This is a genomic window from Maribacter sp. LLG6340-A2, assembly GCF_045057105.1.
GTDB lineage: Bacteria > Bacteroidota > Bacteroidia > Flavobacteriales > Flavobacteriaceae > Maribacter.
In genome coordinates, this window is the sequence record NZ_CP159332.1 from 847,667 (window position 1) to 865,860 (window position 18,194).

The 18,194-nt window shown below is 35.8% G+C and carries 20 protein-coding genes; 11 read left to right on the top strand and 9 right to left on the bottom strand.

The window, feature by feature from the left end:
- Positions 1–739 precede the first annotated feature (739 nt).
- Positions 740–1,102 (bottom strand): GTPase, encoded by a 363-nt coding sequence (locus tag ABVM52_RS03485; protein WP_405383758.1) that lies wholly within the window; start codon positions 1,100–1,102, stop codon positions 740–742.
- A gap of 204 nt (positions 1,103–1,306) precedes the next feature.
- Between ABVM52_RS03485 and ABVM52_RS03490 the strand changes: the two genes are divergently transcribed.
- The 8 genes from ABVM52_RS03490 (at position 1,307) to ABVM52_RS03525 (ending at position 7,636) form a co-directional block, all read left to right on the top strand.
- The gene (locus ABVM52_RS03490) at positions 1,307–1,603 is read left to right on the top strand and encodes a hypothetical protein (RefSeq protein WP_405383760.1); all 297 of its coding nucleotides are present in this window, start codon (positions 1,307–1,309) and stop codon (positions 1,601–1,603) included.
- 6 nt (positions 1,604–1,609) lie between these two features.
- Positions 1,610–2,431: a hypothetical protein gene (locus ABVM52_RS03495; protein WP_405383762.1), complete on the top strand. Its 822-nt coding sequence runs from the start codon at positions 1,610–1,612 to the stop codon at positions 2,429–2,431.
- Between the two features lie 205 nt (positions 2,432–2,636).
- The gene (locus ABVM52_RS03500) at positions 2,637–3,692 is read left to right on the top strand and encodes a YbjQ family protein (protein ID WP_405383764.1); all 1,056 of its coding nucleotides are present in this window, start codon (positions 2,637–2,639) and stop codon (positions 3,690–3,692) included.
- A 283-nt stretch (positions 3,693–3,975) separates the two neighbouring features.
- Positions 3,976–4,527, top strand: coding sequence for a hypothetical protein (locus ABVM52_RS03505; RefSeq protein WP_405383766.1), 552 nt, complete (start codon positions 3,976–3,978; stop codon positions 4,525–4,527).
- Between the two features lie 80 nt (positions 4,528–4,607).
- Positions 4,608–5,048 (top strand): hypothetical protein, encoded by a 441-nt coding sequence (locus ABVM52_RS03510; protein WP_405383768.1) that lies wholly within the window; start codon positions 4,608–4,610, stop codon positions 5,046–5,048.
- A 171-nt stretch (positions 5,049–5,219) separates the two neighbouring features.
- Entirely contained in the window at positions 5,220–5,603 is a 384-nt protein-coding gene (locus ABVM52_RS03515) for a DoxX family protein (RefSeq protein WP_405383770.1), read from the top strand.
- Positions 5,604–6,325: 722 nt separating this feature from the next.
- Positions 6,326–6,961 (top strand): transglutaminase family protein, encoded by a 636-nt coding sequence (locus ABVM52_RS03520; RefSeq protein WP_405383772.1) that lies wholly within the window; start codon positions 6,326–6,328, stop codon positions 6,959–6,961.
- Positions 6,962–7,048: 87 nt separating this feature from the next.
- A complete protein-coding gene (locus ABVM52_RS03525) occupies positions 7,049–7,636 on the top strand; it encodes a hypothetical protein (RefSeq protein WP_405383774.1) in 588 nt (195 codons plus the stop codon).
- A 164-nt stretch (positions 7,637–7,800) separates the two neighbouring features.
- Here the strand turns inward: ABVM52_RS03525 and gldC are convergent, their stop codons facing one another.
- A complete protein-coding gene (gene gldC, locus ABVM52_RS03530; RefSeq protein ID WP_405383776.1) occupies positions 7,801–8,148 on the bottom strand; it encodes a gliding motility protein GldC in 348 nt (115 codons plus the stop codon).
- The gene (gene gldB, locus ABVM52_RS03535; protein ID WP_405383778.1) at positions 8,149–9,087 is read right to left on the bottom strand and encodes a gliding motility lipoprotein GldB; all 939 of its coding nucleotides are present in this window, start codon (positions 9,085–9,087) and stop codon (positions 8,149–8,151) included.
- A gap of 109 nt (positions 9,088–9,196) precedes the next feature.
- Here gldB and nadE point away from each other — a divergent pair, with 109 nt between their 5' ends.
- Positions 9,197–9,985 carry an NAD(+) synthase gene (gene nadE / locus ABVM52_RS03540; protein WP_405383780.1) on the top strand — a complete coding sequence of 263 codons (789 nt, stop codon included), beginning with the start codon at positions 9,197–9,199 and terminating at the stop codon, positions 9,983–9,985.
- Between the two features lie 166 nt (positions 9,986–10,151).
- Complete coding sequence (locus ABVM52_RS03545; RefSeq protein WP_405383782.1) at positions 10,152–10,781, top strand: response regulator; 630 nt, start codon at positions 10,152–10,154, stop codon at positions 10,779–10,781.
- Between the two features lie 74 nt (positions 10,782–10,855).
- Here the strand turns inward: ABVM52_RS03545 and dnaG are convergent, their stop codons facing one another.
- A complete protein-coding gene (dnaG, locus tag ABVM52_RS03550) occupies positions 10,856–12,835 on the bottom strand; it encodes a DNA primase (RefSeq protein WP_405383784.1) in 1,980 nt (659 codons plus the stop codon).
- A gap of 61 nt (positions 12,836–12,896) precedes the next feature.
- Here dnaG and ABVM52_RS03555 point away from each other — a divergent pair, with 61 nt between their 5' ends.
- Entirely contained in the window at positions 12,897–13,139 is a 243-nt protein-coding gene (locus tag ABVM52_RS03555; protein WP_405383786.1) for a zinc-ribbon domain-containing protein, read from the top strand.
- 62 nt (positions 13,140–13,201) lie between these two features.
- Here the strand turns inward: ABVM52_RS03555 and ABVM52_RS03560 are convergent, their stop codons facing one another.
- The 5 genes from ABVM52_RS03560 to rlmN form a co-directional block, all read right to left on the bottom strand.
- Positions 13,202–14,284, bottom strand: a complete 1,083-nt coding sequence (locus ABVM52_RS03560; RefSeq protein ID WP_405383788.1) for a hypothetical protein — start codon at positions 14,282–14,284, stop codon at positions 13,202–13,204.
- A 99-nt stretch (positions 14,285–14,383) separates the two neighbouring features.
- Entirely contained in the window at positions 14,384–15,127 is a 744-nt protein-coding gene (locus ABVM52_RS03565) for a hypothetical protein (RefSeq protein ID WP_405383790.1), read from the bottom strand.
- The gene (locus ABVM52_RS03570; protein ID WP_405383792.1) at positions 15,114–15,677 is read right to left on the bottom strand and encodes an RNA polymerase sigma factor; all 564 of its coding nucleotides are present in this window, start codon (positions 15,675–15,677) and stop codon (positions 15,114–15,116) included. Before ABVM52_RS03570 ends, ABVM52_RS03565 begins: the two co-directional genes overlap by 14 nt.
- Positions 15,678–15,800: 123 nt before the next feature.
- Positions 15,801–16,778, bottom strand: a complete 978-nt coding sequence (locus ABVM52_RS03575; protein WP_405385095.1) for a polyprenyl synthetase family protein — start codon at positions 16,776–16,778, stop codon at positions 15,801–15,803.
- A 306-nt stretch (positions 16,779–17,084) separates the two neighbouring features.
- Entirely contained in the window at positions 17,085–18,128 is a 1,044-nt protein-coding gene (rlmN, locus tag ABVM52_RS03580) for a 23S rRNA (adenine(2503)-C(2))-methyltransferase RlmN (RefSeq protein ID WP_405383794.1), read from the bottom strand.
- Between the last annotated feature and the right edge of the window lie 66 nt (positions 18,129–18,194).

Consider the following 18,194-nt stretch of genomic DNA (forward strand, 5'->3'; position numbering starts at 1 on the left):
TTGATGGTTGTTCGTTGATGGTTGTTCGTTGATGGTTGTTCGTTGATGGTTGTTCGTTGATGGTTGTTCGTTGATGGTTGTTCGTTGATGGTTGTTCGTTGATGGTTGTTCGTTGATGGTTGTTCGTTGATGGTTTTTAAACGCTTCGCGTTTTTTAGTATTAAGTACAAAGTCTTAAGTACAAAGTTGTTCTTGTTAGCACTTAGTACTGCGTACTTTGGGTTGTTTACCTTATTCTATTCACTTCTTAATACCTTTTACTTATCATATTGTACTCTTGACTTAATACTCCTCTACTTAATACTTTGTACTTAATACTCTTTACTTCATACTTTGTACTTCAAACTTTGTACCTCTTACCTAATACTTATTACTTGATACTCTTTACTTAGTACTTAAAACTTCGTACTTCATTAAAAACGAAATGCCACTTCGAGCGCAGTCGAGGACTTTAGAACTCTCATCACTTCGGCTACGCTCAGTGACCGAGTGAGACCAACAACTGATAACCAACAACCGTCAACCAAGCGAAGCGATCAACACTGCTTACTGAATACTGTTACTGAATACTGCCAACTGAACTAACAAGCTCCTCGCAAAGACGTTTTCAAATAACCGTCATAGCGAGCAAAGCGCGGCTATCTTTTTGTTTGGAACATACAACCCAACTTGTGAACCCATTGTCACTTCGGCTACGCTCAGCGACCGAGTGAGTTCAACAACCGGCAACCAACAACCATCAACCAAGCGAAGCGATCAACTCTTCCACATCCTCAAAAGCATTTAACCTCTCTGTCGTCACCAACACTTCCAAATCATGGGCTGTTTCTACCAATATAATAGGATAGGTAAATGCATGCCCAAATTTGCTTTTATAGCTTTTTTGGAATTCATCTTTATGAAGAAATTTCAACTCGTAGCCTTTTGCTAACAAATTTTCCCGAAACCCTTTCCACTGTTTGTTCTCCGTGAAGCTACCATAAGTTAATGCACATAAATTGCAGTCATAGGTTGCGGGACTCACAATTTTATGAGCGAAATCCAATATTTTACTGCCGGTATCGCTATTGGCATTATAGATGAACAGAATTTTCTTTGACATGACCATTTGGTCGTAAAAATACCCAAACCCAACATAAAAATTGACCAGTTACGGTTTTCTGTAACATGTTATAAATTAGAAATTGTAGGTTTATTCTTTAGAGGTATAATAGGAGTGCAATTACGCGTAATTCTGGATATAGCGGAATATGTTTAGTTATGCACATACACTATAGTTGCCAGTAATTTAACCAAAAATGAAAATATGGAAACAAAATCAAAAAACACTTCTCTAAAAACTATTTTAATTGTCATTGGAATTGGAATTTGGGCAATAGTCCTTCAAAACGCTGGCATTATTCCTACTAAGCAAAATGTATACGTGAAAGGAGGTTATGTAGATGCAGAGGTTACTGGTAGTGTTGATGTAAGCGGCAGCGTGGACGTTGATAATACTGTAGATATAAATATTCACGAAATTAATGGATACAATGAGGTTACTACAGGAAGAGGAACCCATTCAGTTTTCCCTTACGGTTATACATTACCAGTTGAAAATTAATAGAAAATGATAAGAGTAAACGAATTCAGAAAAATGGACATCGAAGTTCAAAACGCAATTCGAGAAGCATTTGAATTTGGAAAATCTAATGAAAAAGAAGAAAATGATTATTATTTATTTTTGTCAAATGCTACATATATAGAAAACTATGAGGGAACAAATGTGAGTCCTTACGTAATTGACAATAGAATGGATTATCTAATTGACAGCTATAGACTTGATTTTTTGACTAAGTACCTCAAAACATATTATTCATTTGCTCAATTTAATACATCTGATACCAAAGAAAGCTTGACAATGGAAATGATGATGTACACTCATATTTGGGAGTCTAAAAACTTTATAAAGCAACTAATAAAGTTGTTAGACTTATGCAATGGAAGAGAATATCAATGGAATTATGAAATTCCAGACGCAATTAATGGAGATTCAAAACAAAAGCTAATACGAGATACTCTTCGTAATGGATTTAGAGTAAAATCTTTGAAAATTGCGGAAATAATGACAAGTGGTTATCGGTCTCAGTTTAGAAATGCATTTGCTCATTCCGATTATTCTTTTGGACTTAATGACGAGAAAATAAATCTTCACAACTACAAGCCAAATAGTTATGAAGTTGAATCAGTCGGAATTGATGAATGGACAACTTTTTTTTGCCACTCTTTTCTATTGAATTATCATTTTCAAAATTATTATTACCAAGAAAGACAAAAAATTGAAAGTCCAATTGAATTGTTTTTAAGAAACACAGCTGGAGACAAGAAAAAAGGAGTAATTGAATATGATGTTGAAAGAGATACTTTTACTGGAAAATTAACTGAACGATAAAAAACTTCTGGCAACAACGTATATAAAAAATAGCGCGAGTAATTGCCAACATTATGGTTCGGGCATTTTTGCAAAGTCGCCAAATTTTTAAATTTGACGATTTCTAATAAAGAAGATAAATAAAAAAAAGACTTGTATTGATCCGAAAAGTTATAGCTTATTTTCAGCACTACTTTTCATATACTAGCCATTAGACAAAATTTGAATGAAACACTTTAAACACATAAAGGTAACGACAACCTCCTCTCTTCAAAATGTAGAAATTGAGGAATATATTGAGCCGATTACAGTCAGTATTGTCATAGGAATGAATTTCTTTAAAGACTTTTTATCAGGCTTTCGTGATATTTTTGGCGGAAAGTCAAATACTTACACCAAGTCATTAGATAAAATAAATCTACAAGCAATTTATGAGTTAAAAAAGCGTGCTCATTATTTAAAAGCCAACTACGTTATTGGAATGACAATAGACAACGACGAAATTTCTGCTCAAGGAAAATCAATGTTAATGGTTACAGCAATGGGAACAGCTGTTCGGGTTGCTGAAAAAAGTAAAGACGTAATTAATAATTCAACGTCAATAGATTTAGAAGCTTTTGAACAACTTGAATTAAAAACCAAACTTCTAAAAAAAGCAGAAAGCAATAATCTCAATTTGAACGAAAATAATTGGAATTTAATCATAGAAAATCAAATTTCAGAATTAAGCCCATTTCTCTTAAACAAACTGATCGAAAACCCAAACTCCATAGATTTCAAAGAGAATTTAAAGGCTTATTTTGAAAATATAGACAGAGAATTAGCAATAACAGAAATCTTTGCATTTATAGAAAATAAAAAAGAAAACGATTTAAAACCAGTTTTTAGTATTATGAAGGATTTGAATTTGGTTGACTTTGACAAAAATCTATCCTTACTATCAAGCGACAATCAAAATCTTAACAATATTGGAGCCTTAATATCTGGAGTTCATAAAAAAACCTATTTCAAATCGGACATAAAAGCAATCAAAGAAACTATTGATAAATTGGAAAGTAAGTTTCCTATTAAAGTTGAGTTTTACCAAACATTAGACAATTTAACAAGAAAAGACATAGAGGTTTGGAAATGCGAATGTGGAAAAGAAAATAGTTTAGAACGAGAAATTTGCAGAGGTTGTAATAAAGACATTCACGGACTTAAAAACTCCAACATTAATCTGAAAGAAATAAAAAAAAATTTAAAACACAGATTAGAAATATTGAAAAAAAATTTTGCTTAACAAAGAGCTGAGGTAAGAAACAAACATTAGCTTCATTAATCTAAGACTATCTTCTGGCATAGTTCTGCTATACTAAGCATATTTTTCTCCCGTTAAATTAAATCCAACCAAACCATACAATATGAAATTATAATACTTTTCAATCCTAGCACTTTTTACAATTACAATCTCTTGTGGTGAAAGCCAGAGAGAAACAGAACTAAGAAATGCTGAAATTGAAAATGCAAAAAAAGCGGCCGCTGAAGCCAAAGAAAAGGAGAGAATACACCTAGAAAAAATTGAAGTGGGCAAGTCGAAATTAAAAATTGAATTAAACAATGAAATTAATAGGTTACATCAAAAATTGAACGAAGCTAGAAATAAATATAAAGAAATAGAAAAATTTCAATTTGGCAGGTCTAATTCTACAAAACAGAATCAACTTATAGAGCAAAGTAAGGCTATAAATCATATTTCTAGTTATATCAATAAATTAGAAGAGCAAGTTTCCCTAATAAATCTAAGAGAGACATTTGACTTTCAGAATTCACCATTAGCCGTAGTAGAACACCTTTTTCAGGCTGCTCAATCAAAAGACTTTAAAAAATTAAGACATTTATGCGACCCCTATGTTGAAAATGATGGAGATGTACGCATATTTCGTTTTATAGAAATTGCTCCCGATAATGTCCGAAAAGAATTCATTAATGAATTTCAAAATGGAAGAATTATTGGAGAGCCCTTAATTGGAAATGAAAAAGCCATTGTCGAAATTGCTTTTGGCCCCAGTTCAAGCAAACTTGAAAAAGTAAACCTCGTCAAGAGAATGGACATTTGGTATTTGAGTAGTTTTTAATATCCTATAAGAATATTAAAACGATTTCGAAATCCATATTTTGATAAAATAAACGAATACAAAATAACACCCCCAAAGAAATGACTGAAATTGATAAAATCAATGAAGAATTACGTAACTATAAACTTTATAAAATTCAAAGATTAAACGTAAAAGAAACTGAATTCAATGAATTAAAAAATGATTTAATAAAAATAAAAAAGAATGAAGTCATTAATCTTTTAATAAGCTTCCTAAATATAATTTCAATTTTTTTATTCCTAAAAGTTTTATACAATTCAAACTTGAATCAAACAAGTTTAAAAATATCCAACGAACTCATTTTAAACTTCGCCATAATTATAATTTTATCAATATATCTTACCTATAGATTTATTAAATATAATTTTAAATTAAAAAAATACATTAAAACGTCTGAAAAAGCTATTAATTATTTCTCGAATGAAAGTAACAACTTAAAAAGTATTTATGAAAATTATGTAGATAATTACCTTGAGGAATTTAGCCGAAAATCAAGATAATTACAAATAGTATCATAAATGGATGATATTTAAATAGAATAAAAAAATTTCTTGAAACCCAATTCACGGGCCGACCAAAATCCTAGTAACCCTTTAGCACATTATTTAACGTACTGAAATTCATTAATTTAATGTACATTGTTCTACTAAAAACCAATTAAACCAATACTTATGGAATCGGAAAAAAAAGTATCTAAGGGCATGTTATGGACTTCATACATACTACAGGGTATTGTAGTACTCATGTTTTTAATGGGCGCCATTAATAACCTCATGCAGACCGAAATGGCCGTTGAAGGTGCCGTTTCCATGGGTTACCCAGAGGGCGCGGTCCTTTACCTGGGCATTATCTTGCTACTAGCCACCTTATTATATGCCATTCCTAAAACCATGTTTGTTGGCGCAATATTGTTAACGGCTTGGCTTGGCGGTGCCGTGGCTACACACATTATTCACGGGGACCCCATGAGCAATATTCTGTTTCCTGTCATTTTTGGTGTGGTGGTATGGGCCAGTATACTGTTGCGCAGTACCCAATTACGTGCGCTTTTATAAAGGGTAGTTTGTGTTCAGTTTCAGTTGGCAGGGTTCAGTATTAGTATTCAGTTTCAGTTCTCAGTGGGCAGTATCAACTGGCAGTGTTATAGTGAATTAGTTTGATAGTGATATAGTATATAGTTGCTTTTCAGTAATGGCTACTGGCTACTGGCTACTGGCTACTGGCTACTGGCTACTGGCTACTGGCTACTGGCTACTGGCTACTGGCTACTGGCTACTGGCTACTGGCTACTGGCTACTGGCTACTGGCTACTGGCTACTGGCTACTGGCTACTGGCTACTGGCTACTGGCTACTGGCTACTGGCTACTGGCTACTGGCTACTGGCTACTGGCTACTGGCTACTGGCTACTGGCTATTTAAATATCAAAAATTTAGCAAAGCTAAATACGATTTAATTAAAATAAGTCTATTCTCTTTCCTCTATTTTCTATTTTCTCTCTTCTAACTTTAGACTTCGTACCTCGTACTTAATACTTTGTACTTATTACTTAATACTGATTCTAAACTTCTAACAAAACAAGTCTATTCTCTATACTCTATTTTCCCTCATCCAATTTTACAATTCTTACTTAATACTTTGTACTTACTACTTAATACTAGCTCTGGGCCCTTTGCGTTCGGCGTATGGCGATTTACCCTTGACGCATAAAAATTTATTACCTTAGTCTTTAGCGTATGTATCAACAAATTACTACAAAAACATAAACACGCTGCTCTATGGACTACCTTTCCCCTACATATTTTTTTGATTTTGAAAGTGAAGAAATTCAAGCAATTATTTCTGAATTTAAAGATGCCGAACTATCACAGAAAGAAATAGCGATCGCCCTTTATACCAAGGTGAGAGATACATGGCGGTACGACCCCTATAGCCTGAGTTTCAACAAAGAAAAATACCGTGCCAGTGAAATTGCCAAACGCACCAAAGGGCATTGCATTGACAAATCTATACTTCTAGTAGCCGGTTTACGTGCCATGAGCATACCGGCCAGAATCCACTTGGCCAAGGTCAAAAACCATATTGCGGTAGATCGCCTGATAGAGAAATTTGGCTCCAATGAACTTACGCCACATGGTATGGTAGACGCCTACATCAATGGCAAATGGTTAAAATTATCGCCCACGTTCAACGCTTCTTTATGTGAAATGCTGAATGTTGCCCCATTGGATTTTGATGGTGAGAACGATGCCGTGCTCCAAGCCTTTAATGAAGATGGCACCCAGTTTATGGAATATTTGGAAGATTACGGTCATTTTGAAGATGTTCCCGTTGCATTTATGGCACAGAATGCCCGCGAGCATTATCCTAAAATTTTTGATGCCGGTAATAATCAAACAGAGTTTCAACTGTAGGTTTTAACAAACTTTAATATTTCAATGGGCTCCCGGTCCTTTAACGAATCGCTTTTTGTAGTACTTTCGATTCAAAAATTACATCCATTGAAAAACATCATATTATTTCTTTTAACAGCATCTATATCCATGCAACTTTTTGCACAGGAACCCCTTGTTTGGAATCCTGATTACGAGTTACAGCTGAGCGATTTTCAATCCCCAGAATCGGAAATTGATCCTGAGCTTACTTCATATTCCATCTATTCCGGTTCTAAAATAGATTTTAGTTTTAACATGAATTCCGTCTCCTTCATGTTTACCAAAAACTTCAACGATAAGATTAAAGCTATTTTTCAAAAGAACCTTGCCGTATTGGTAGCACCAGACTCTTTGACCGCTAACCAATTGTTGCAATTCGGGCGATACGATTTTGACCTTGTAGAGCTTTATGCTAGAAAAATACGGAAAAAGATATATGAGGAGAAAGGCACTTTTAGCGATTCAAAATTATTTCAACCCATATTCAACGAGCTACAGGAAGAAATGAATACGGTAAGCGCCCAAGTCTTTAAAGCCACTGATTTTGGCAAAGACACCAAGCTTCTTCTAAAAGAACACAACAAGGTCATAGATGAAATAAACACCCTTTCCGATTTTTGTTTAACCTGCAAGCCAAGGAAAAATAGGAAGTAGTTTTTTGGATTGATGGTTGTTCGTTGATAGTTTTTAAACGCTTCGCGTTTTTAGTATTAAGTACTAAGTCTTAAGTACAAAGTTGTTCTTGTCAGTACTTCGTACTTAATACTTAATACTTTGTACTTTTTACTTCCTACTTAATACTCTTTACTTAATACTTTCTACTTTATACCCTGATCTTTTAAATTTAAATTTTCCGCAAAATAATCGCAGAAATCCTTCATGGTAGCGGTCATTTTCTCGTCTTGCGTTGCTTTTAGGAAAGTCTCTGACAACGATACCAATGTTTGATGAAAAAAAGTTTTCATTTCATCTACGGGCATATCTTTTGTCCATAAATCTATCTTCAAGGATTCTTGGTTCTTGCTATCCCACACGGATAACAACATGGCCTTTGCCTCTTCGTTCTCAATACCACCGTCCTGTGCAGACCAGTTTAATTTTTCAGGAACCCGGTTCTCATCCAATCCTACGCGCAATGTTATTTCTGAAGTATGTAAATCTGCCATCTAATTTCTTGGTTTGTAATTTGATTTCTTAAATATTTCTTCTGCAGGCATGGTCAGCATTTGTTTAACACTTACCGTATTGTCCTCCATAAACGAACGTACAATTTGCCAACCTACAAAACGGCCCAACCTACCGGGAGATTCGTTATCCAACTCTAATCCGAACTTTGAAAAAGGTGCGGGATCTAAAAATCGCTGATTAAGTTTATTCTCTGTACTGTACAGGTATTCGTTTTCAATAAAATTTCTCCACATTGGCTCCTCATTGGCATAGGCCCAATCCATTTCCTCCTCAGAATACCCTATTCTTTTTCGCTCCTCCAAATTGGGCAACAACTTGTCCTTAAGGTACAATTCCTTACCAAAATAGACCATACGTGCCAAGAACGTTCTATCTCTAGGGCGTGGTACCACTTGTTTGGTAAACGCACTTGCCACATCGCTAAGCATAAAACCTCGGTCCAAAGTTTTTGCTATATAGCGTTGAAAACCTCCGTAATACTTATGTTCCGGACCTAAATAATTATCAAGACTTATGAATAGCAAACTATCGGTTAAAATAATTCTATTATTATAATCTACGTCATTGGTTACGGTAATGACCTTAGGGACAGAATATTCAGGAAAATAATATTTTACATGTTTAAAAAACTGAACCAGACCTTCTTCCTCCTCTTCAAAACTATTAAAGGCATTACCTACTTCTTGAAAAAGTTCTATTTGTAAGGAATCGTTCATTTTGGCGATCCATACACTGTCTGGCGCAGGAAAAAGATATGGATACATTTTACGCAAGCTCGGCAAGCCCTCTTCACCAGCAGATGCAAATTCGCGGTCAAAGCGGGAAATTTTAAGCTCTACCGGTATTGCCGCTATCTCTTGGGCGGTTTTGTCACTGTTATTACAGCTAAAAATTATCAAGAATACTGACAATAGCATAAAAATAGGTTTTACCCTGTCAAGTATTTTACAATACATTTTATTTTTCACGGTGTTCAACTTATTTTTAAGGCAAAGTTAATTTATTTAAACAAATAATTGGAGCGGTATGCAAACTGAAAAAGTAATTGACCACATTGTAGATTGGTTAAGGGATTATGCTACGAATGCCAAACAAAAGGGATTTGTGATTGGAGTATCCGGCGGTATAGATTCTGCCGTTACCTCTACCCTATGTGCAAAAACGGGTTTGGACCTATTGTGCCTGGAAATGCCCATTCACCAAGCAGAAAATCAATCTGACCGGGCATCTAGACATATAGATTGGTTACAGAAAAATTTTACGAATGTAAAAAGACAACCCGTAAACCTTACCCCGGTTTTTGATAGTTTAGTGGCCGCCCTGCCAGCGGTTGAGAACGAAGAGGAACGTTTTATGTCCTTGGCAAATACAAGAGCTAGACTACGTATGACCAGTTTGTACTATTTTGCCGCCCTTAAACGCTACCTAGTAGCGGGAACAGGAAATAAGGTAGAGGATTTTGGTGTAGGATTCTATACCAAATATGGCGATGGCGGGGTTGACCTTAGCCCAATTGCAGATTTAATGAAGACCGAGGTCTATGCCATAGCCAAAGTATTGGGAATAAACGAGGAAATCATAAAGGCCGCTCCTACCGATGGATTATGGGGCGACGACAGAACGGACGAAGACCAGATCGGGGCTAGTTACCCAGAGCTGGAATGGGCCATGAACATGAAGGACAATGGCCATGTGATAGCGGATTTTGAAGGCAGGGAAAAAGAAGTGTATACCATTTTCCTAAAACTAAATACCATGAACCAGCACAAGATGTTGCCCATACCGGTTTGTGAGATTCCTGAATCGTTAAAATGACAATTCAACTATGAATCAGACAATTAAATCGAAAATAATGCGTTTAATATTCTAATAGCGTGAAAAAAAGTGCATTTTTGGCTTCGAATTTAGAATTTTAAGCCTTAAATTGCATGTGGTCTCTTAAGACCATAGGTTTTTAAAATCTATATAAATCCAATAATTAATGATCAAAGTATTAATAGCGGATAACCACCCTATAATAAGAATGGGAGTTAGGACGGTTCTAGAATCCGCTGAGGGATTTGAATTGATAGATGAGGTGGCTACCACCCAAGAACTTTTCGAAAAACTTAAAGACACAACCCCCGATGTTGTCATGCTAGAAATGGATATTCCGGAAATCAACGGAATAGCAGCATTACGAAAAATTAAAAAAGATTATGCCGACGTGAAAGTACTGATGTACAGTGGGCAATCTGAAGATGTTTATGCCCTTAGCGCCATTAGAGCGGGTGCCTTTGGATATTTATCCAAATCCTCAGGAATTGAATACATTACCGCAGCGGTCAGGAAAGTAAGTGAAGGAAGCATGTTCATTACCAATGAACTTGCCCAACGACTTGCTTTTGATGAAGGTACCAAGAAACCACGTAGATTCTTTAGAAAATTATCCACTAGGGAAATTGAAGTATTGAAACTTTTGGCCAGTGGTAAACGTAATAAGGAAGTAGCCCAAGGCTTAAACTTAAATGAAAAAACGGTAAGTACTTATAAAGCACGTTTAATGAAAAAGTTGAATGTGGACAATATGGTAGATTTATTACAACAAGCAAAAGCACTTGAACTGTACTAAATTTATATTATTATTAGTGTACAAAAAGTCCCACCAATTGGCGGGACTTTTTTATTAAAATTGTTTTTAACAAGTTAAGACAAGACCCTGTTCAGTTTTTGGTTCAACAGCTTGTTCAGTTGAATATAATTCATAATTTCTTCCAAGGCCTCGCGGTTATCCTTTGTTGTATCTTCCGTAGTTTGTTGTAGAGCACCCATTCTTTTTTTAATTAAAAAACAACGTAAGGTCAAAATTGTTTCACTGACCAGTTGGGCTATACCTACTTCCTTTCTTTTTGGAAAAATATCCTTGCTCTCCCAATTATGCAAGGTATATTTTTCTTCATCCATTAAAATTGTAGAAATCTGATTGGCCATTTCCTGATCAAGACTATTGACAAATGTATTAATAGAAAATTCTTTTTCTTGATTTAGCGCCTCGATCAATTTATAATACATGTTCCTAAAATCCTCATTGGCCAATTCAATCTCATCTTCTTGAAGATCTAAATAGATTTTTTCATACACCTTAATTTCCAACGACTCTGGCTCCAAAACCAAATCGCCCGCATCATTTTCCTTAAGTACCAAATCCTCAAACTCTTCCTTTTGGTCCCCATAAAGCATTAAGGACTCTATTATTTTACGTTCTAAGACATATTGTACGTCTACAGCTTCTGGAGCAACATCCTTACGAACTACTTCAAAAGCCTTTTGCTCTTCTTTTTGCTCCTTTCTAATATTGGCCTGCCCCTTTTTATCTATCTGGGCCAGCGTATTAAAGAGTACCGCTTCAGAAACATTCATGATGTTTGCACATTCCTGAATATAAATTTCCTTTTTAATACGATCGGGAATCTTAGCAATACTATTAACAATATCCCTAACCGTATCTGCTCTCTTTATAGGGTCATTATCTGCCTCCTTTACCAAAAGGGAAGCCTTAAATTGAATAAAATCCTTGGCGTTATCATTAAGGTAGGACATTACATCCTCCAACTCATTGTTCTTGGCAAAACTATCTGGATCCTCGCCTTCCGGAAATGTACACACGCGTACATTCATTCCCTGCTCCAAAATCAAGTCAATACCACGTAAGGATGCTCGTAAACCGGCCGCATCACCATCAAATAAGACCGTAATGTTCTTTGTAAGTCTATTTATAAGTCTAATCTGCTCTGGGGTTAAAGCGGTACCACTGGAAGACACTACATTCTGTATTCCCCTTTGGGCAAACTGTATCACATCTGTATACCCTTCTACCAGGTAACAATTATCCTCTTTGGCAATGGCTTGTTTTGCATAGTAAATACCATACAACACCTTACTCTTATGGTAGATGTCACTTTCCGGGGAGTTCAGATATTTGGCCGCTTTCTTATCGTTGGTGAGTATACGCCCTCCAAAACCAAGTACACGACCACTTAAAGAATGAATAGGAAACATGACCCTACCCTTAAACCTATCAAATTTTCTGGCCCCATTAGGATTATTGGGGTCCTCTTTTACAATGGTGAGTCCTGTTTTTTGAAGGTATTCCAGTTTATAACTTTTATCAAGGGCCGCTTTGGTAAAACCGTCCCACTGATCTAGGCAATACCCCAATTCAAATTTCTTGATGGTCTCATCGGTAAATCCACGTTCCTTAAAATAGGTAAGGCCTATGGCCTTGCCCAATTCCGTATCCCACAGCATTTCCTTAAAATGCTTTTGCGCAAACTCAGATACCAAATACATGCTTTCACGTTCGTTGGCCTGTTCTTTTTGCTCACTGGATTGCTCTGTCTCCTCTACTTCAATATTATACTTTTTGGCAAGGTATTTAATGGCCTCTGGATAGGTAAAATGCTCGTGTTCCATTAAAAATGCCACCACATTACCACCTTTACCACTACTAAAATCTTTCCAAATCTGTTTTACCGGAGACACCATAAAACTTGGTGTACGTTCATCACTGAACGGACTTAATCCCTTAAAATTGGAACCTGATTTCTTTAATTGCACAAAATCACCAATAACCTCCTCTAAACGAGCAGTTTCATACACTTGGTCTATTGTTGTCTTTGCAATCATGATAAATCTCTTAAAAGCAGGAAATAATTTTGTGTAAATTAGAACTTCAAAAATAGCAATAATGATTCTATTCTTTGGCACTAGACCTGGAAAGCCAGAAACTAAAAAGCTTTTTCATAGCATATGCCCTTATTGTCAGCAACAAGGTGCCTTAACCGCATTTACCGTAAAAAACTATTTTCATATATTCTGGATAAAACTATTTAAAATTTCTAGCCACACTACCATAGAATGCAGTCATTGCAAGCGTGGCTTTTACGACAATGAATTTACCGAAGAAATGAAAAACGAACTTTCTAAATAAAAAAACTGTAGCATCCTTCTGAAAAGGAATACCACAGCTAATTTGACTGATGAAGTTTTTAATTATAAATCAAACCTAAGACCTAGAGAGATATTCCGTTGTTCTATAGTTGCGTCTTTAAATATTGGATTTAAATCATACTTTACATACAATAGAACGCCCTCTACCCCTGCATAAGCACTTAAACCATATACCAAATCGTTGGTATTGTAACTACGCTTTAGTTTGTCTTTAACCTTTTCGCCGTCAATTGAATACTTTAATTTTTGACGTGAACCCAGATTAAAGCCAGCGTAACCACCCACACCTACTCTAAACTTATTATGCAGAGAATATCTCATGGTTTTATCCGTAGTGGTTAATTTAGACGGGCCAAACTCAAAATGCATAGGAAATACCAGATTGTCTATCCTAAGTTTAGACTTGTCCAGATCATAGTCAAATTCTTGAAGTTCTGACTGACCATTTTCCAGTGAAACAAAATATTGATTGTCTTTTGGTTTTAAACCATTGAATTGAAATGAAAACCCATAATTGAACCTTAGAAAATTGGTATTCTTGAATACACGTGTTCTCCATTGCCAACCCATTTCAAAAAACCTACTTCCACCAATTTTATAAGGGGTATCATCAAAAGATTGTCCGTCTACAATAGCATTGTTTAAACCAATTGCCACAACCAGATCAGAATATGTTCGTCTATCGTAAATTATTTTTTTTCTATAAGGACGTTCCTTTATACTGATACCGAAAATACGTTCACCATCCTCGCTCTTTTCCCCATATCCTATTTCTAGCCTGGTTCCAAAATTTAAGGAATCCATCTCTACATTTTCTGCTCCATTTCTATCTAACAGAGCAATCCTATTATCGATTATCGCTATTCTATTCTCTATGTTCAAAGCCCTTTTTTCCGCCGCTTGCATTTTTAACGCATTGGCTTCATCTAAGGTTATCTCTCCATTTTCCAATCTTGTAGCAATAGCTTCCACCTCTTCTTTTAACGCCAATTTTTCCTGTTGTGTAATTTTGGTCTTTTGTGCCTCTAAATTTTCAATTTTAGTTTTACCGCTCTCTTGTGCAACTGCATTTTCTACGATAAAAAGAGTGAACAGCACCAATGCATACATTATAATTGTCCTCATTTTGATTGATTTTTTTGATTGATTTTTTTTGATGAATAAACTCCACCCCCATCCCTATAGTGTTATATAGCGATAAAGAATTAAACGATTAACGATTGATTAATTATTGCGGTCTGCCACAGCAGTACGCACTTTTATAAAACCGGCTTTTAGGGAATCAAAAATTTGGTCTCGGAAGGATTGATCAAGTTCATCTTCAACCTCTGTCAACAAAGCCATAGCATCAACAGATTTATCTTTATTAAATATTTTCTCTCTTAAAATTTCGTCTTGCGCCCGTTTTAACAAGGAATCTACCTCGGCATCGGTCACTGTATTGTTTTGTTCTAGAACACTTACCTGTGCTATAATAGCTGCCACTTTAGCGTCAATGATTTCATCAGGCAGCAATTTCTCAATAGTTTCATCTGTTAGTACTTGATTTACAGCTACTTCCATTTTATCATCCAGCACTTTAGACTCTTGTATTTTTGGTACTATAGGTTCCTCTACTTTTACCTCTTCTACATTGGTTTTAGTTTCTGATGTTGCCTCTACCACTTCTTCTTCACTTTTAAACGGTATGGACTCTTTTATAATAACATCCTCTAATTTATTTTCCTTTTCCTTGTCTACAATTTCATTTGGCAGCTCATTGCTTACGGCACTACCATTAAAGTAAAACAGTGCAACACCAAGCAATACCACTATATTGGCCGCTATACCCATCCATAGATATACGGGTTTCTTTTTGGCATCATCATTTAATTCTGATGCTATTTTTGCCCATGCATTCTCTGACGGAAGAATCTCCCGCTCTTGAAGTTTAGCTTTTATATGTTTTTCAAACTTATCGGTTTCCATACCCTATAATATTTTGTTGCCTTAATTGGTCTTGAAGCAACTTCCTAGCTTTTAATAATTGTGTTTTTGAAGTGCTCTCGGTAATCGATAGCATTTCTGCAATTTCCTTATGTTTATACCCTTCTACGGTATACAATATGAAAACCATTTTATAGCCTTGTGGCAAAGCATCGATCAATTGTTGAATATGCTCGGTGTCCAAATCCGTACTTTGCGAAATCTCGTCGGTCTGGTTTTTCTCGTATACCTCATCATCATAAACCACAAACTGTTGTTTTCTTAAATAAGAAATACTTTCCCTGATCATTATTCTACGTAACCAACCTTCAAAACTACCCTGGAACTTAAACGTATCTAACTTATTGAACATTTTTAGAAACCCTTGCACCATAACATCTTCCGCAAAATGAATATCCTTGATATACTGTCTACAGACACTCAACATTTTTGGAGCATGCTTTTTATACAAACGCTCTTGCGCATCGCGGTTACCCGATGATGCTTTTTTTATAAGCTGCTTTTCGTTTTTATAAAAAGGTATAATTTTCACAATATTGGTTTGGTCTTCTATTTACATAGACGCAGAAGAAGGAAATATAGTTGCCTGAAATATTAAATTTATTGAAATAATTTTTCAACAAATTGAAAATCAATGTTTTAAAAATGTAAAAAATTACTTTTTACGGTCAACTACATAGTTTACCATGAGCTGTAAGGCACTTTTATATTCAGAATCCGGATATGTATTCAAAAGCTCTAGTGCTTCATTTCTGTATTGCAGCATTTTGCCAACGGCATAGTCCAACCCTCCTTTTTCCTTGACAAAGGTTATCACTTCCTTTACCCGTTTTTTATCTTTATTGTGATTTTTGACGGAGTTGATGACCCAACTTTTCTCTTTCTTGGTGCAATTGTTAAGCGCATAGATCAAAGGTAATGTCATTTTTTGTTCCTTTATATCTATACCGGTTGGCTTTCCTATTTTTTCACCTCCATAATCAAAGAGGTCATCTTTAATTTGAAATGCCATACCGCACAGCTCACCAAATTTTCTAAACGTTTCCACATCATCACTTTCCGGTTTAACGGAACATGCACCCAAAGAACAACATGCCGCTATTAGGGTAGCGGTCTTTTGCCTTATAATGTCATAATAGACCTCTTCGGTGATATCTAAGCGCCTGGCTTTCTCTATTTGCAGCAACTCGCCCTCGCTCATTTCACGAACGGCTACGGAGATTATTTTAAGTAAATCAAAATCACCATGATCAATGGATAACAACAAACCTTTAGACAGTAGATAATCGCCAACTAAAACAGCAATCTTATTTTTCCAAAGGGCATTGATTGAGAAGAAACCCCTTCGTTTGTTGCTTTCGTCCACGACGTCATCATGAACTAATGTGGCAGTATGTATCAACTCTATAACCGAAGCACCACGATACGTACGTTCGTTTACCTCGCCTTTATTCAGCAGTTTTGCTGTTAAAAACACGAACATAGGACGCATTTGCTTCCCTTTTCTATTGACTATGTAGTGGGTAATTCTATTGAGTAGCGCAACCTTGGAGCTCATTGAATCTCTAAACTTAGACTCAAACAACTCCATTTCCTGATAGACAGGTTCCTTTATTTGCGATACTATTTTCAGTTGCGGTTTATTAGAACGATAAAATTAGTCAAAAGCTAGGAAACAACAGTACCCGGAGAGGAGATAATGGTGTTAAAGGAATTTGGATGTTGGATGTTGGTTGTTGGTTGTTGGTTGTTGGTTGTTGGAAAAAATAAGTTCAAGTTCAAAACTCAAGTTCAAGTTCAAAAATGCTGTTCGTTGTTCGCTGTTAAATAATTTAGCTTAGCCAACTACGCCAAATTAAAAAAGTCTATTTTCTATACTCTATTTTCTCCTTTCCAAATTAAGACTTCTCTACTTTATACTTCGTACTTAATACTTAAATTACGACTTATTCGCCAACTGTCCGCATGCGGCATCAATATCCTTTCCTCTAGAACGACGAACGGTTACTACTATATTGTTAAGCTCCAAAGAATTTACATAACGGTCTATCGCAGCATTTGACGCCTGTCTAAACTCGCCGTCATCGATGGGGTTGTATTCAATTAAATTTACTTTTGATGGTGCAAAACGGCAAAATTCCACCAAAGCGTCGACATCTTTTTGGGTATCATTGATTCCTTCCCAAACCACATATTCATAGGTAATTCTACTTTTGGTCTTGTTATACCAATATTGCAGCGAATCTCTTAGATCGCTCAACGTGAATTTGGCATTAAAAGGCATTATTGAAGTACGTATTTCATCTACTGCAGAATGTAAAGAAACCGCCAATTTAAATTTCACCTCATCATCTGCCATTTTCCGGATCAATTTTGGCACACCGGAGGTAGATACCGTAATTCTTTTGGGAGACATACCTAATCCTTCAGAAGAGGTAATCTTATCAATTGCCTTTAATACGTTATTGTAGTTCATTAAAGGCTCACCCATTCCCATAAACACAATATTGCTCAAAGGCCTGTCAAAATACAATCGGCTTTCATTGTCAATGGCAACTACTTGATCATAGATTTCATCGGGATTCAAGTTTCGCATTCGTTTTAAACGAGACGTTGCACAGAATCTACAATCTAAACTACACCCAACCTGACTTGATACACAAGCTGTAGTTCTTGATTTTGTGGGAATCAAGACGGACTCCACAATTAAATTGTCATGCAAGCGCACGGCATTTTTAATAGTACCGTCGCTACTACGCTGCATTTGATCCACCTTAATGTGATTGATGACAAAATTAGCCTCAAGCATTTCCCTAGTTTCTTTTGACAGATTCGTCATCACATCAAAAGAATATGCCGCTTTCTGCCACAACCATTCATACACCTGGTTGCCACGAAAAGCTTTGTCACCATTAGAAACAAAGAACTCCCTAAGCTGCTCTCTAGTTAGTGCCCGGATATCTTTTTTCTTTATTTCTTCCATCTATTAAAGGTAGGTATTACTGGTGATAAAAATCCCGCTTTGTCAACCTATGGATAAAGCGGGATT